Source organism: Veillonella sp. ZSJB6 (assembly GCF_051549505.1).
GTDB lineage: Bacteria > Bacillota > Negativicutes > Veillonellales > Veillonellaceae > Veillonella.
The window spans coordinates 1-13,470 of sequence record NZ_JBPUGE010000005.1 but is presented as its reverse complement, the minus strand read 5'-3'; the positions used below and the strand labels follow the sequence as shown (position 1 = coordinate 13,470).

The 13,470-nt window shown below is 38.8% G+C and carries 18 protein-coding genes; 17 read left to right on the top strand and 1 reads right to left on the bottom strand.

Annotated elements, in window-relative coordinates; all coding sequences use genetic code 11:
* Positions 1–40 precede the first annotated feature (40 nt).
* The 10 genes from ACSV5T_RS07000 (at position 41) to ACSV5T_RS06955 (ending at position 6,758) form a co-directional block, all read left to right on the top strand.
* The gene (locus tag ACSV5T_RS07000) at positions 41–871 is read left to right on the top strand and encodes a DUF6630 family protein (protein ID WP_438320634.1); all 831 of its coding nucleotides are present in this window, start codon (positions 41–43) and stop codon (positions 869–871) included.
* Between the two features lie 119 nt (positions 872–990).
* Complete coding sequence (locus tag ACSV5T_RS06995) at positions 991–1,806, top strand: DUF2262 domain-containing protein (RefSeq protein WP_024066812.1); 816 nt, start codon at positions 991–993, stop codon at positions 1,804–1,806.
* Positions 1,807–1,826: 20 nt separating this feature from the next.
* Entirely contained in the window at positions 1,827–2,258 is a 432-nt protein-coding gene (locus tag ACSV5T_RS06990; protein ID WP_024066811.1) for a hypothetical protein, read from the top strand.
* Positions 2,259–2,326: 68 nt separating this feature from the next.
* Positions 2,327–3,007 (top strand): hypothetical protein, encoded by a 681-nt coding sequence (locus tag ACSV5T_RS06985; protein WP_316061584.1) that lies wholly within the window; start codon positions 2,327–2,329, stop codon positions 3,005–3,007.
* Positions 3,008–3,033: 26 nt separating this feature from the next.
* Positions 3,034–3,840 carry a hypothetical protein gene (locus ACSV5T_RS06980; protein ID WP_438320633.1) on the top strand — a complete coding sequence of 269 codons (807 nt, stop codon included), beginning with the start codon at positions 3,034–3,036 and terminating at the stop codon, positions 3,838–3,840.
* 52 nt (positions 3,841–3,892) lie between these two features.
* Positions 3,893–4,489, top strand: coding sequence for a hypothetical protein (locus tag ACSV5T_RS06975; protein WP_438320632.1), 597 nt, complete (start codon positions 3,893–3,895; stop codon positions 4,487–4,489).
* 1 nt (position 4,490) lies between these two features.
* Positions 4,491–5,033, top strand: coding sequence for a hypothetical protein (locus tag ACSV5T_RS06970; RefSeq protein WP_005385045.1), 543 nt, complete (start codon positions 4,491–4,493; stop codon positions 5,031–5,033).
* A 31-nt stretch (positions 5,034–5,064) separates the two neighbouring features.
* On the top strand, positions 5,065–5,571 hold the full coding sequence (locus ACSV5T_RS06965) for a YfbM family protein (RefSeq protein ID WP_295826352.1): 507 nt from the start codon (positions 5,065–5,067) through the stop codon (positions 5,569–5,571).
* A 78-nt stretch (positions 5,572–5,649) separates the two neighbouring features.
* Entirely contained in the window at positions 5,650–6,414 is a 765-nt protein-coding gene (locus ACSV5T_RS06960) for a leucine-rich repeat domain-containing protein (RefSeq protein WP_438320630.1), read from the top strand.
* A gap of 56 nt (positions 6,415–6,470) precedes the next feature.
* Positions 6,471–6,758, top strand: a complete 288-nt coding sequence (locus tag ACSV5T_RS06955) for a DUF2695 domain-containing protein (protein WP_308518450.1) — start codon at positions 6,471–6,473, stop codon at positions 6,756–6,758.
* Between the two features lie 136 nt (positions 6,759–6,894).
* Here the strand turns inward: ACSV5T_RS06955 and ACSV5T_RS06950 are convergent, their stop codons facing one another.
* Positions 6,895–7,461, bottom strand: coding sequence for an NAD(P)H-dependent oxidoreductase (locus ACSV5T_RS06950; protein ID WP_438320629.1), 567 nt, complete (start codon positions 7,459–7,461; stop codon positions 6,895–6,897).
* A gap of 233 nt (positions 7,462–7,694) precedes the next feature.
* Between ACSV5T_RS06950 and ACSV5T_RS06945 the strand changes: the two genes are divergently transcribed.
* The 7 genes from ACSV5T_RS06945 (at position 7,695) to ACSV5T_RS06915 (ending at position 13,276) form a co-directional block, all read left to right on the top strand.
* Positions 7,695–8,192, top strand: coding sequence for an ECF transporter S component (locus tag ACSV5T_RS06945; RefSeq protein WP_438320628.1), 498 nt, complete (start codon positions 7,695–7,697; stop codon positions 8,190–8,192).
* Between the two features lie 315 nt (positions 8,193–8,507).
* Entirely contained in the window at positions 8,508–8,852 is a 345-nt protein-coding gene (locus ACSV5T_RS06940) for a zinc ribbon domain-containing protein YjdM (protein ID WP_005385054.1), read from the top strand.
* A 96-nt stretch (positions 8,853–8,948) separates the two neighbouring features.
* Positions 8,949–9,344, top strand: a complete 396-nt coding sequence (locus tag ACSV5T_RS06935) for a hypothetical protein (RefSeq protein ID WP_005385055.1) — start codon at positions 8,949–8,951, stop codon at positions 9,342–9,344.
* Positions 9,345–9,354: 10 nt separating this feature from the next.
* Positions 9,355–9,873 carry a phosphatidylglycerophosphatase A family protein gene (locus tag ACSV5T_RS06930; protein ID WP_295782348.1) on the top strand — a complete coding sequence of 173 codons (519 nt, stop codon included), beginning with the start codon at positions 9,355–9,357 and terminating at the stop codon, positions 9,871–9,873.
* A gap of 94 nt (positions 9,874–9,967) precedes the next feature.
* Positions 9,968–10,507: a cysteine hydrolase family protein gene (locus tag ACSV5T_RS06925; RefSeq protein ID WP_438320627.1), complete on the top strand. Its 540-nt coding sequence runs from the start codon at positions 9,968–9,970 to the stop codon at positions 10,505–10,507.
* Between the two features lie 246 nt (positions 10,508–10,753).
* Positions 10,754–11,377 (top strand): superoxide dismutase, encoded by a 624-nt coding sequence (locus tag ACSV5T_RS06920; protein WP_438320626.1) that lies wholly within the window; start codon positions 10,754–10,756, stop codon positions 11,375–11,377.
* Positions 11,378–11,698: 321 nt separating this feature from the next.
* Positions 11,699–13,276 (top strand): DUF438 domain-containing protein, encoded by a 1,578-nt coding sequence (locus ACSV5T_RS06915; protein WP_295868035.1) that lies wholly within the window; start codon positions 11,699–11,701, stop codon positions 13,274–13,276.
* The last annotated feature ends 194 nt before the right edge of the window (positions 13,277–13,470 follow it).

The window sequence follows — 13,470 nt, the reverse complement described above, 5'->3', positions numbered from 1 at the left end:
AATATTATATGTAAGCAACAGTATATGGGGGAGAGTGTATATGAGTTTTTACAATTGGATCCAAGAAAAACTATTTGATGAATACGAAGAATGGTGCTTGAAGAGCCCTGGTTCTAATGGAAACGGTTTTAATATAGTCGGAATAGATAATACCTTAAAGGCTATGCATGATGGATTTTATATGTATATGGAGCTTTACCCACCTCATGCCATCGATGGATGTACAGCCATGAAAGCGCGTGTAGGAAAAACATCAGATGCAGTAGATTTATTCTTAGATATAGATGGCAAGACCTATCGTATGGCTGATGTAAGTTATCCTGACGCAGTGAAGATGATGCGGGCTTTTATGAAAAAACGCAGAGTACCTGATTGTAGTTTGTGTGTAGAAGCAGCGTATCTAGATATCGATCAGATGCGATCGACATTTACAGAGTTAGCAACGTTGTTGTTAGGCGATGCTAAACAAGCTAAGTCGTTTATGACCAAGGTTAAGTTGCGCTCCTTGGAAGAATTAGAAGATAGTTGGTGGAACCTCTATGAGAAACTAGTCTCTAAAGGATATGCCGTAGAGTTAGACTGTAAATGTGAACTAGAGGATTTTATTTATTATGTACAGAAGTTAATACGTAACAAGTCTTTAGATACTAGCGAAAATCTAACGATTGATACAGCAGTATTAGATGAAGATCAAGTTATTATGGACTGGTGTGCAGATCTTAACTCTAAATGGGAAAACTATACGTTAGCAGGCATGGACATCGGAACCGATAGCTTTGTACTTCTGGTGCTTTCAAATGAGGAATTCAAAATAGCCCAAGAACTAGCTAAAGAGCTATTACATAGAATCGATGTAGCTGAGCGCTTGTGATGCAATAGAACATTTTAATGTTATAGAAGCAATTATACTATGGCATCATCTATAAAAGGATGGAGTTCTAAACTGTAAATAGTTTGCACCGTAAAATGTGATGAACAGGAGAGAGTCATATGAGTATTGTACGTGTACCAGAATATGAAGCAGAGTTTGAGGCGGAAGAGTTTGAGATTTATGCATTGCCTCGCAGTGATGCGAATGGGGCTAGTCCTTATTTAGATAAGTACCATAGACCACTAGTGTCTACCGATGCTATCCTAGATACTCGAACTGGCGTGCTTGACCGTAGCGAAGGCATTTTGACGTGGATTATTGAGGGACTTGACGATAGATGGGGTTATTCTTTTGAGCCCCATGGGGTCTATAAATTATTAGTTAAGAAAGCAAAGCCTTTAGAGGATTTGGGCTATATGCGTCCTTCTTGGAATAATCGCTATTATGTACTTGAGGTGTTAGAGGAGCATGCTAAACATAGTGAGCTAGAGGCGTTGTCGGCTTATTTGAAAACACCTAAATACCTTCATACTGACAGGGGTGATTTCCTGTTAAATCGAGAGTATCAATATTACACAGCGAGAATTGATGATTATGCATTCACCCTTGATGTGGATGAGGGGTCTGATGAAAGCTGCACAGTAGCATTGGCTGCTTTCAATACAATCGATAATTTCAAAGCATTTGAACAACGAATTAGTACCTATATTAGTGAAAAATTGCTAGACCTTGCTAATGATTGGCTCGACAATGACGACCAAGGTCCGATTACGTCAGATGTATTTGCTAAGCGTATTACGATGGGCGAATTGGCATTCCGCAACGATGGCACCATAGAGGTCTATTATGACGACGATGATATCTTCTGGGGGCACTGTATCATAGCTCATATTGATGCGGATGGGAACCCTGTTGATGCGGATATTGCAGGATGATTAACTAATGGAGCGTCCTGATGAGAAAATTGGAATTAATGACATTATGGAATGTTGAAAGCTGGTCTGAAGAACCGTATGGCGTTTACTTTGTATCTCGCAGATTGGGCATTAATCGTTTAGAGAATGAAGGACAAGCCTTTCAAAAACTTAATATTAGTTGTACCAATTATACTGAGGCTGAGGTGCTTTCACTACCAATGTGGGAGCAATTATATGTTCAATTAGATAAATTAGATAAACTAGCACAGGAACTCATACAACAGGAAATACCGCAAGAAGAGTCTATTGTACTAATCTTAACCGATATTATGCTAGATAAGTCAGGTTGTTACGATGCATTTGCACTAGGCTATGATGTGGGAGAATCCCCGGCAGGGCATTTGTATATATTAGTTAGTTTTGATGAAGACTTTACGGCTCAACAAGATGTGATTTACGAAACCTTATAGAGTTGTACTAAATTGGTGACACGGGTGTTGTAGACTATCTAAAAAATAAGTGATATGCAGGAGAGATTATGGAAGATATGTATACATTAGTTAAAGATTTCTTTAGTCATGATATGGATTTAGATGATTTATTTGATTCTGAGGCTATTATTTGGATTGACTGGCGCGAGGATGACGAAGATGTGGTTCGTTATTTCAATGATATGATGGATGAGCCAATCGATATTCAAACCGTTAGTAATGGCAAGCCTTATGGTGACGATATTGTGCTACAAAAGGGCGATAATGAACTCTTAATTCCTTACGGTGATGAGAAAGATCGGGATGTAACTATCAAATACTTCAACGACTTCGTTCAGCCTGATTATGAGGTGCGTTGGTTTACTGAAAGCCTTGGAAACGATACGCTTGGGTTTACCGTGCTTTCAGGGGCAGAATGGGCCAAATTAAACGATGAATTTGGTGCAGATACAGTTCGTTACTATTTTGAACCTATCAATCTTGAAAGTAACATATTTAATCTTGATATGGACGAAGTATTTGCATTACTGGCATTACGAGAAAATAGTGACGGAGTGAATACTGACTTTAGTGTACAGTTAGATTGGATTACAATCAAAAACAAAGAAAAAGCCTTAACTGAACAAAAAGAAAAGGGACAAATTGATTTAAAACAATACATGGTTGCTAAGCAAGAACTGCAACAGATTAAGGATGAATTTATAGCGACTCACGGCGAGATGGAATAAGAGCTGTTGTCCTAAAGGAGACGTTTATGGCGATTGACGGTGTGAAAATCATAGATAGTGATGATGGTCATGATATTTATAATGCCATTGTTGAGCGATATAAGGATGGCGTCAGTGTTGATACCATCATTTCTGAAATTTTAGGCGAGGAACAAAATTTTTGTACTGATGAGTTTTACACAGAGATTTATTGGACTGCTGTGGCCTATTCGTTATGGAAGATAGGACATCTACCAGATGACGTCAAAGAGAAAGCCTTAGACATCATCGCTCAGGGTCCTCATGAGTTTTGGCTAGAAATCGATAGTAAGGCCCTTAAACAGCGTCAAAAGGTATTAGATAAGTTAGCCCTGCAGCTACAGAGCGAAAATCTAAAGCCTGTTAAGGTTCGTAAATCTAAAACGAAGAGAGAACCTCATTTTAAGATGGGCGACGTGTTAGCTGTTAAGTTTGAAAAAAACTATGGTGCTATCTTTGTGTCTGACGTAGATCAATCGCCGCGGAAAATCGAATATCATTTAGCCTGTACGCGGCTTTTACAAGAAGAAAAACCAACAATGGAAGAGTTTCTAAACAGCCAAATCGCATGCCGGAAAGATAATACAAATTTCGGTATCGATACAGATTGTTGGTTTAATCATAAGGACTTAGGCTTGTTACTGGATAATTTGGAAATTATCGGGACAGTTGAACTATATCCGTGTAAATTATGGAAACTAGCACCAGCGGGAACGCTTGAGGATATCTATGAGGAGATTACAGATAATCCGCGGATTGGAAAACTACGTCTCATAGATACCTATGAACTGGTGAAAGAGGTTATTGAGAAATAATCATTGGCCGAAGGCGTTACTACATGGGCGTATATATAAAGGTATAACTATAATGGATACTGTGACGAAACAATATATAGAAACTGTAAAAGTCAGTGATATACCGTGGCACCGGTTAACCACAACCTACGGCCGTGCTACAGACTTTCCCACAGAACTTGATGTGTTGTGGAATATGGAAAGCATAGAAGTTGTTGATGAGGCTGGTGAGGCATTAGCACAGAATATTGAGCACCAATCGACATTGTGGCATGCTACACCATTCGCCATGATTTTCTTGCTTCGTATTTTTAGGAAAGCTCAGGAAGAGAGAGCTCATAATGAGGTGGCTCAGTATTTAGCAGAACAGTTGGTTGAGTTGTTTACTGTGATTGCTGAGTGCATTCGAGATGGTCTTATGCTAGAGCATGCAGATCCATTGCCGAACTTTGAAGATATGCTCAACGAAGAATACCTTTGGTCGGAAGAATATGATGAAGACGAAGATGTTCTTAGATATGAGGAAGAGGACGTATTCCCTGATGATTTATTCTTTAGCTTTTATTATTACTCCTTGCAAGTGCTTTTGTTAGCTATTCCGCTATTAGATACATCTAATGAAGGAGAGGCTAAATTGCTCGGAATAATTTCTGCTAATAGGAGCGTGTAAGATGGATTATTTAGATATATTGCGAAATGATGCCAAGTTAGCTGAAGATTTTGATACGCTATTCGATTTTCGCTTGCTAGATACGCTGGAGGAACGAGATACGGCTGAAGGTCGCTGCACGTTCTCTGTGCCCGGTATGGCATTTGCTGTAGATGGCGCTGGCGGTGAATATCATCTATTGGAGGACGGCTCCATAGGGTATTGGAGTAGCGAGGGTGCCGCCGGTCGTTTAGCTGAAAGTATGGACGATTTATTTCATTTAATCGTTTTTAGTATTTGTTGGCATGATTACTGTGACTCAAGTAAGTATTCTGATGCGGCAACACTTGAAGAATATGGTCAGAATAAGCAGTCTCATATTATCTCTTATTCGCCAATGGAACTTTGGGAACCCATTATGAAAGCTTTACATATACCAATAGAAATGAAACTTTCACCTATTTTACAGAAATTCTATGACGCGGCGCATCGTGAACCTGTATATACCTGCTATTTCCATGAAGATGATGGAAGCGTTACAGAATCGGAAAATTTATTTTTCTAATGGTTAGAAGAATTTATGAAAGGATTAAATTATGGGACTAATTGCAAATTATAGCTGTTTAAGTGATGCGAATTTAAAAGAGCTTAAAGCTATGGGCTCAGAAGAAGAGGAAATTCTTGAAAGCGTTGAAGAGTGGAATGACGATGATGAATTATTGCTCGATATCGATAAGATGTGGGATGTACTTCACTTTGTGCTAACTGGCGTAGGAACAGACCATAAGGATGATAATAACCCTCTTAGCCAAGCTGTACTTGGCATAACAGCTGTTGAAGAAATATCGGATTACTTAGCGTATACCGAACACGATAAATTAGCAGATATCGTGGCGGCTCTAGAGCAGTTTGATATGGAAGAAGCCCTCGAATCTTTTGATATGGCAGCCTGCAAAGAGGCAGAGCTATATCCAAATATCTGGGATTACGATGAGGAAGAGGAAGAAATCAAAGACGAACTTCTTCATGATTTCGAGCAAATGAAACGCTTCTATAAACAAGTGCTCGAAGCTAATGGACATGTGCTTGTATCGATTTGCTAAGGTCGTTAAAATTTGTTGGCTATGGATCCAGTTGTAGACAAACCAATTATGCGACTGGCGAAGATGAGGAATTGTAACATGGCAGTGTTAACAGAAAAGCAAGTTAAATATGGATTTGACTACTATCATAAGGATGACGCACGGCCTAAATCTGTGGTAGAGGTCTCTGAATATAATGGTGAAGATAAGTTAATAATCAACTGCACACAGCTAGATGAAAACTATTCTGCTAAAGATAAGAAGCGAATTTGGATGGAGTGGTGTGATTTCCTAGTAAATAATCCAGATACTTTTACAGAGCTTATGTTTTGTACAAGAATGTCACAGGACTTATTTGATGCGGTGTGTGCTCAACGTAGACTTAAAAAATTACATATAAAATGGGGCGTCTATCCAGATATTTCAAAATTAGAGAACTTACAAGAACTAGAATATTTACACATTGGGTCCGGTAGAAGCGTATCGAGTTTAGAGCCTATATCAAAATTAGAAAATTTAGTGGCTCTGTCGATTGAGAACTTTCAAAAAATTGATGATTATACGCCATTAGCGCATCTGAAGCACCTTGAAAGTCTTGCTCTAGAAGGTGATTTTGGAGCTCCTAAAATTCTTAAGGTTCAATCCTTGGGATTCCTACGTCATATGAAACAGCTGCGATTTTTTAGCTTCTTGACCGCTAAAGTGATGGATACAGACTATTCTCCAATTTTAGAACTCCATAATCTAGAACATCTTACATTAAGATCTTGTAAAGAGGTTAAACAGCTGTATCCTCAGTTAGTTAAGTTGCCAAAACTAAAATACGGCACAGTTTTAGAACGACCAGAATTATATGAGAAATAGGGCTTGAGATATAAGTCATGAGCTATAACTTATAAGACATAAAGGGAATAATCATAATGGATAAAGCGCGTAAAAAGGAATTATTAAAAGCTTATGCAGATAAGCAAAAGCAATCGTTTAAAGATAGTTTGCCTATGGACGAAGAGTTGTTTTGGAATCTCTTTGACTATGTAGACGAGAAGTTAGAGGCAAATGACGGTTGCGACCATAGTTTAACTTTCACCAGAGAATTCTTGGAAAAACAAAAGGTAGATGTGGAAAGTGTACTAGATTGGATCGTTAACGAAGGTGGCGGCTGTGACTGCGAGGTTCTTTATAATGTAGAAGAGAGATTTGAAGAGTGATATCTATGTAATTTGGAAGGTTTTCGTATACAGCTTGTTTTGACTTAGAGCAAACTGTAAGCAGTCTAATGTAAATTTATTTGTGATTTTGGTAACCAAGTAATCTTTGGTAAAAAATCATAGTATACTAGAAATGTTAAATACTGCCGGCGATATTAGCGATTTTGTCTAAGAAACGCCGACGTTTTTCGTCCGAGCTGGTTTCTGTGCCAGCCAATTGAGTGTGTTTTACCGGTTTGAAGCCGCAGGCTTTCAGAACTTGATCTTTCATAACCTTGCCGTAGTCTTGGATAAATAGCGTTACAAAGGATGGCGTATTGTGGGTGGTGATAATCCAGGCGGATTTTCCCTGTAAATGACCTATAAGGCCTCTTTTACCATATGAATAGGCAAAGCCCACTGTAAATACGCGATCGATAAATCCTTTGAGTATAGCTGGCATGCCGCCCCACCAAATAGGGTAGATAAAAATGATATGGTCTGCCCAAGTAATCAAATTGTGATACTTTTCTATGTCCGGAACAGTGCTTAAATCTCGACGTTTGTGCGTGTCATCAAATCGCAATACAGGATCGAATTGCTCCTCATATAGATCTAAGATTTTTATATTGTGGTCTTTTGAAAGATTCTGTTGTACTACTTTTAGAATAGCGCTATTAAAACTTTGATGATTAGGATAGGTGTAAATGATTAAAATGTTCATGGCTAGTTCCTTTCTGATTAATCATCGTTGCTTGAGAGAATATGTATAATAAAATGGTATCTATGTTAAGTTAAATTCTAGTGAAGCGCCGTTATTCTGAAAGTAAATGATGATAAAGCTTGGTAAAGGAGTATTGTTAATTCCTTCTATTTGCAGGTGTTATCGTAAAGGTATATAGTAAAGGCATGTGATGTAATTATTCACATGCCTATTTTCTTTATAAGGAGGACGCTATGCAACACGTTCAAACCCGCAGTACTACGTCCGCGTTAGTACTCACAGCCGTATTGATTGCCCTCGCAACACTGTTTACCATGTACACGAAAATTCCAGTACCTGGCATTCGCGGCTATTTCAATGTTGGAGATGTCGTTATTATGACATCAGCTCTATTATTAGGTCGAAAATACGGCGCCTATATTGGTGCTATCGGCCCAGCGCTAGCTGATTTGTTCCTCGGCTACGCAGTCTTTGTACCAATCACCTTCGTGGTGAAAGGCATTGAAGGCTATCTTGTCGGTACTGTCTATAACAATAAGACAACTACCTCTGCCTTAGCGGCAACCATCGTAGGTGGTATTATTATCGTAGCAGGCTACTTCATCGTTGAATATTTCGTATTCAATCCAGGCGTAGCCATTGCTAGTATTTTGACTAATACTATTCAAGCAGTTATGAGCGTTATTGTTAGCATGATTCTCTACGCTATCTTACGCAAACGCCTGGGGTAGTAAATTGACAGTCACTAGAATTCAGACTATACTATAAGTACAAAAGAGCCAGTTAACGTGTTCTAGGCGTTAGGCTCATCAAAATGTGAGAAATTTGATAAACCTAACGTGTCTAAGTATTGCAGTACTTAGTCTTAAACGTTAGGTTTATTTTTTACCTAACTCACGTTAACGGCTCTTTCGTTATTAGTATATAGCGGATTTTGAATATTGAAAAATACGAATTAATTTCGTACAACTTTTACATAAATACAGGTTAGTAGAGGTATTATATGGTATAATACTTTCATTATGTAGTGAGAAAAGGAGATCTAAATGGCAAATTTACCTAACTGCCCTAAGTGTGGCGACGAGTACACATATGAAGATGGTCATATGTTTATCTGTCCTATGTGCGGACATGAATGGACAGCGGCTGATGCACAAGCTGCAGCTGAAGCAGGTATCATTCGCGATGCTAACGGCAACGAGCTAGCTGATGGCGATACAGTTGTTGTTGTAAAAGACCTCAAAGTAAAAGGCGCTGGCGTATTGAAACAAGGTACGCGTGTTAAAAATATTCGCCTCATCACTGATGCAAGCGATGGCCATGATATCGATTGTAAAATCGATGGTTTCGGTGCGATGGCATTGAAATCTGAAATGGTTAAGAAAATCTAATTTAAGAAATCCCTATCGATACGTTCGGTAGGGATTTTTTCGTGGTATAATCAACGTATACTGCGTGTAGTGGAAAGTACTTGGGGGAGAAAAACTATGTTTAAAAGGGTTGTATTATTAGCTGTATTGGCGTCTATGATGGGGAATATTAGCTCTTTAGCGGCAGATTTAAAGCCCACAGATAAGCGTACATATGAATTACAGCAACAAATTTCTTATAATGTGGTAATTCCTAGCGAGGCTTTCAAGACGAGTGCCGATGGCACATTGATTGTTCCTCTAGAAATTAAAACAGATGATAAAGGGAATATTGTAGCCGTTGAAGCGGGGCCTAATAATTGGAAATTAGACCGCGATGCATATCCTATCTTTGAAGAGGCTGCAAAAGAGGCCGCTTGGCATACAAAGCATGTGGATACTGATGAAGCATTAGTTGTGACAATTCCAGTTAGTATTGTAATCGTATCAGGTGATCACCCTCATAAAAAATAAAGGAGCGGTTATGGAATCTACAAAGGATTTAGAGAAATATACTTACGATCTTCTGGCGGAGCGTGGCGTTACGTTAGAGGATATTGCAGAGCTCGTTTTATATGTTCAAAAACCATATATGCCTAATCTAACAATTGAAGAATGCCGTGAACATGTGGCGTCGGTCCTTTCAAAACGAGAGGTACATAATGCAATTATTACGGGCATTGAGCTAGACAAGTTGACGGAACAAAATAAATTATCTCAGCCCTTGCAAGGTATTGTGGCTAATGATGAAAGCCTCTATGGTATCGACGAAATCTTAGCCTTTTCCATCGTTAATTTATACGGTTCCATAGGCTTTACGAACTATGGCTATCTAGATAAGGTTAAGCCTGGCATCATTAAAAAGTTAGATAGCAAGGCTGGTGGTCATTGTAATACATTCCTCGATGATTTAGTGGGGGCCGTGGCAGCTGCGGCAGCAGGAAAACTAGCTCATAATGAGCCACACCGCGTGCGTCATGCGTTAGCTGAGGAAAAAGCATAAATTTTTGTCGTTGATGTTATTAAAAATTAAGAGTATAACTAGTAGTGAAATGAATAATTAATGTATTCTATGTAGACTATATACAGGAGGAACTATGCAAAAGGTTCTAGTTGTTATCGATATGCAAAAAGATTTCGTAGATGGCGCCCTTGGTTCAGCGCAAGCACAGTTAATCGTAGATAATGTGCGCAACAAAATTGAGAACTTTGACGGGCCTATCATATTTACACGCGATACGCATGATACTAACTATCTTGAAAGCCAAGAGGGAAAGTTCTTGCCTGTCACACATTGTGTGAAGAATACAGAGGGTTGGCATATTGTGCCTGGCTTAATCGAAGCAGCAGAAGGTCGTCCTATCATGAGCCCTGTATCCTTTATCGACAAGCCAAACTTCGGATCCTTTGAACTATTATCTCGATTGGAAGGAATGAATTCGGTAAATCCTATTGAGTCCATTACGCTCGTTGGTTTATGCACTGATATTTGCGTTGTGTCTAATGCGATTATACTGAAAGTGGGCTTACCAGAAATCCCTGTTTATGTAGACTCTAGCTGCTGTGCGGGTGTAACAGAAGAATCCCACCAAGCAGCATTAACAACAATGAAAATGTGCCAATGTATTGTTGAGTAGTTATCGTGTTCTAGCTATATTAGAGTGCTTTATATTGGTAAACGAACTCAAAGGCTATAGGAAATCCTATAGCCTTTTTCTATGGGAAAATACATTGACGATTTTCTATATACAATGTACAATAAATAAAGAATGATAATTTATATCAATTAAATAAAATATAGATGCAGGTGCATCGAAACGCTTTCACAAGAATGATAGATACATTTCAACATCGTTCGTGCCCTATATTTAAGGAGGACTATTATGAAACCTTTCGAACTCGCACCATTACCATATGCTTATGATTATCTTGAGCCTGTTATCGACGCAGAAACAATGAAATTGCACCATGACAAGCACCATCAAGCGTATGTTAATAATTTGAACGCTGCTATCGCAAAATATCCTGATCTTGCTTATGGCTGTGTAGATTGTATTCTCGGTGATATCGCTAATGTGCCAGAAGATATCCGTCAAGCAGTTATCAATAACGGTGGCGGTCACAAGAACCACACTATGTTCTGGGACATCATGACAAAACCAGACACATCTAAATTGGAAGGCCCTTTGAAAGAGGCTATCGACGCTGATCTTGGCGGTTATGATGCTTTTGTTGAAAGCTTCTCCGCTGCAGCAGCAACACGCTTTGGCTCTGGTTGGGCATGGCTTGTGGTAAACAAAGATGGCAAACTAGAAGTGACATCTACTGCAAACCAAGATAACCCTCTACTAGAAGGTAAAACAGCAATCCTTTGCTTAGATGTTTGGGAACATGCATATTACTTGCATTACCAAAACCGTCGCCCAGACTATATCAAGGAATTCTTCCGCGTTATTAACTGGGATAAGGTTTCTGAAAACTACGAAAAAGCATTGAAACAAAACTAATAAATCTCTCAGAACTTTCATCTTTCTAAAAAATAGATATATATTTTAATAGATAACGGATAGTTGGTTCAAAGCGCTTTGATTGCTTAGGTGACTTTGAATTCTCAGCTATCCGTTATTTTTATATGAAATTTCGATATTTTTGGAATATCTTTCAAAAGTATAGCCATGGATACAGATTTTCCAATCGATATCGTTTATCATAGTGTCATAGGTTATTTTAGATAAACCTTTCAGAATGTAAATTGCCTTGTATACGAAGACGTATAGAGGGTTACTCACATATGTAATAAACAATATTTTTGACACGAGGGGATCAAAATGGAAAAGAAATTAGATTTGTCCAAATCTGTATATGATTTGGTAAAAGAATATCCTGAAGTAACAGAGATTATGAAAAGCTTAGGGTTCAGCGAAATCACTAATAAGGTGATGTTGAACTCTGTAGGCAAAATCATGACCATTCCTAAAGGGGCTAAAATGAAAGGCGTATCCATGATAGATATCGTGAGCGCATTCATGAAAGCAGGCTTTACCTTGGAAGGTGAAATGCCAAACCTACATGGTGATGATGCATCTGCTAAGGGTGCACCTACAGAGGCAGCTGCTACTCACATAGAGGCATCTAATGCTAATGACAATGCAGAAGCTAATGCTACTAAAAATGTAGAAGCTAATGCAGAGGATACTGTTACAGATAGCGAACGGGTAGAACAGTTAAAAGGTTTCTTGAAACGTTTGGGCACAGGCGAAGAGCTAGGTTCTGTTCGTGAAGATTTTGCAAGCCAATTCAAGCATGTTGAGGCTAGTGAAATCATGAAAGCTGAACAAGGTCTTATGCGCGAAGGTACACCTTTAGAAGAGGTACAACAATTATGTGACCTTCACTCTGCATTGTTCCATGGTTCTACCATTCATGAACAAATGGATGCTGAACATGCTAAGGTAGAGGCTGTCCTAGAAGCTCAAGAAAAGAGCAAGAGTGTAGTGACTTTGGTAGAGACTGTAGGTCATCCACTCAACCAATTAACAGAGGAAAATAAAGCTCTCGATGCATTGATTGAATCTATTCGCCCTAAAGTGGCAGATAAAACAGCCACTATTGATGATGTAAATACAGTGCGCCAAGTATCTGTTCATTATGCTAAAAAAGGCGACTTATTATATCCAAAATTGAAGGTGGATTATGCAATCGGTGGTCCATCCATGGTTATGTGGACTGTTGATGGCGATATCCGCGACCAACTAGGGGACTTAGCAAAATCTAGTCAAAGTGTAGATGATTGGTATAGACGTTTTGATGAGCTTCTTACACGTGCTCAAGAAATGATCTACAAAGAACAAAATATCTTGTTCCCAATCTGTGCAGAAAACTTCAGTAAAGAAGAATGGTACCAAATCTACAAAGATACAGCACAGTATGAAGAAATCTTTGGCGTAAAACGCATTGCATGGCCAGAGGCTGATGCAGCATTAGCTACACAAACTTCAAAATCAAGTGGTGATGACAATGCTATTGGTTTAATTGGTGGTACGCTAACTGTAGATCAACTCGATGCTATGCTCAATACAATGCCAATGGAAGTAACCTTCGTTGACCATGAAGATATCAACCGTTACTTCAATGATGGTGAAAAGGTATTCAAACGTCCTACTACAGCTATCGGTCGTGATGTGTACTCCTGCCATCCACCAAAGGTTGAACCAATTGTACGCGGCATTATCGATTCCTTCCGTAAAGGTGACCGCGATAATGTAGCTGTATGGCTTGAAAAACAAGGTCGTCCATTCTATGTAAACTACATGGCTGTACGCGATCAAAACAATAACTATATTGGTACATTAGAACTCGTACAAGACATGCAATTTGCAAAGGAACATTTCGGTAGAATTAAATAAGAACCAGTGTAATACTAGTTGGTAATACAGTGAAAGTATAATACAAAGAGGCGGCTCTAACATTGAATGATGCTAGAGCCGCCTCTTTTGTTTGTACGAAATGAATTCTCTAATATGGGGCTATAGGACAAAAAGTGTTGCTGTTAATGCCGATGGAACTAGCTAAATACTAGCTCCATCGGCATTTTATCTTT

What these genes read in the sequence shown, in the direction of transcription:
- ACSV5T_RS06975 (WP_438320632.1), top strand. Translation starts at nt 3,893, where the DNA reads ATGGATACTGTGACGAAACAATATATAGAAACTGTAAAAGTCAGTGAT.
- ACSV5T_RS06995 (WP_024066812.1), top strand. Translation starts at nt 991, where the DNA reads ATGAGTATTGTACGTGTACCAGAATATGAAGCAGAGTTTGAGGCGGAA.
- ACSV5T_RS06970 (WP_005385045.1), top strand. Translation starts at nt 4,491, where the DNA reads ATGGATTATTTAGATATATTGCGAAATGATGCCAAGTTAGCTGAAGAT.
- ACSV5T_RS06945 (WP_438320628.1), top strand. Translation starts at nt 7,695, where the DNA reads ATGCAACACGTTCAAACCCGCAGTACTACGTCCGCGTTAGTACTCACA.
- ACSV5T_RS06960 (WP_438320630.1), top strand. Translation starts at nt 5,650, where the DNA reads ATGGCAGTGTTAACAGAAAAGCAAGTTAAATATGGATTTGACTACTAT.
- ACSV5T_RS06990 (WP_024066811.1), top strand. Translation starts at nt 1,827, where the DNA reads ATGAGAAAATTGGAATTAATGACATTATGGAATGTTGAAAGCTGGTCT.
- ACSV5T_RS07000 (WP_438320634.1), top strand. Translation starts at nt 41, where the DNA reads ATGAGTTTTTACAATTGGATCCAAGAAAAACTATTTGATGAATACGAA.
- ACSV5T_RS06940 (WP_005385054.1), top strand. Translation starts at nt 8,508, where the DNA reads ATGGCAAATTTACCTAACTGCCCTAAGTGTGGCGACGAGTACACATAT.
- ACSV5T_RS06915 (WP_295868035.1), top strand. Translation starts at nt 11,699, where the DNA reads ATGGAAAAGAAATTAGATTTGTCCAAATCTGTATATGATTTGGTAAAA.
- ACSV5T_RS06980 (WP_438320633.1), top strand. Translation starts at nt 3,034, where the DNA reads ATGGCGATTGACGGTGTGAAAATCATAGATAGTGATGATGGTCATGAT.
- ACSV5T_RS06920 (WP_438320626.1), top strand. Translation starts at nt 10,754, where the DNA reads ATGAAACCTTTCGAACTCGCACCATTACCATATGCTTATGATTATCTT.
- ACSV5T_RS06950 (WP_438320629.1), bottom strand. Translation starts at nt 7,461, where the DNA reads ATGAACATTTTAATCATTTACACCTATCCTAATCATCAAAGTTTTAAT.
- ACSV5T_RS06955 (WP_308518450.1), top strand. Translation starts at nt 6,471, where the DNA reads ATGGATAAAGCGCGTAAAAAGGAATTATTAAAAGCTTATGCAGATAAG.
- ACSV5T_RS06965 (WP_295826352.1), top strand. Translation starts at nt 5,065, where the DNA reads ATGGGACTAATTGCAAATTATAGCTGTTTAAGTGATGCGAATTTAAAA.
- ACSV5T_RS06925 (WP_438320627.1), top strand. Translation starts at nt 9,968, where the DNA reads ATGCAAAAGGTTCTAGTTGTTATCGATATGCAAAAAGATTTCGTAGAT.
- ACSV5T_RS06985 (WP_316061584.1), top strand. Translation starts at nt 2,327, where the DNA reads ATGGAAGATATGTATACATTAGTTAAAGATTTCTTTAGTCATGATATG.
- ACSV5T_RS06935 (WP_005385055.1), top strand. Translation starts at nt 8,949, where the DNA reads ATGTTTAAAAGGGTTGTATTATTAGCTGTATTGGCGTCTATGATGGGG.
- ACSV5T_RS06930 (WP_295782348.1), top strand. Translation starts at nt 9,355, where the DNA reads ATGGAATCTACAAAGGATTTAGAGAAATATACTTACGATCTTCTGGCG.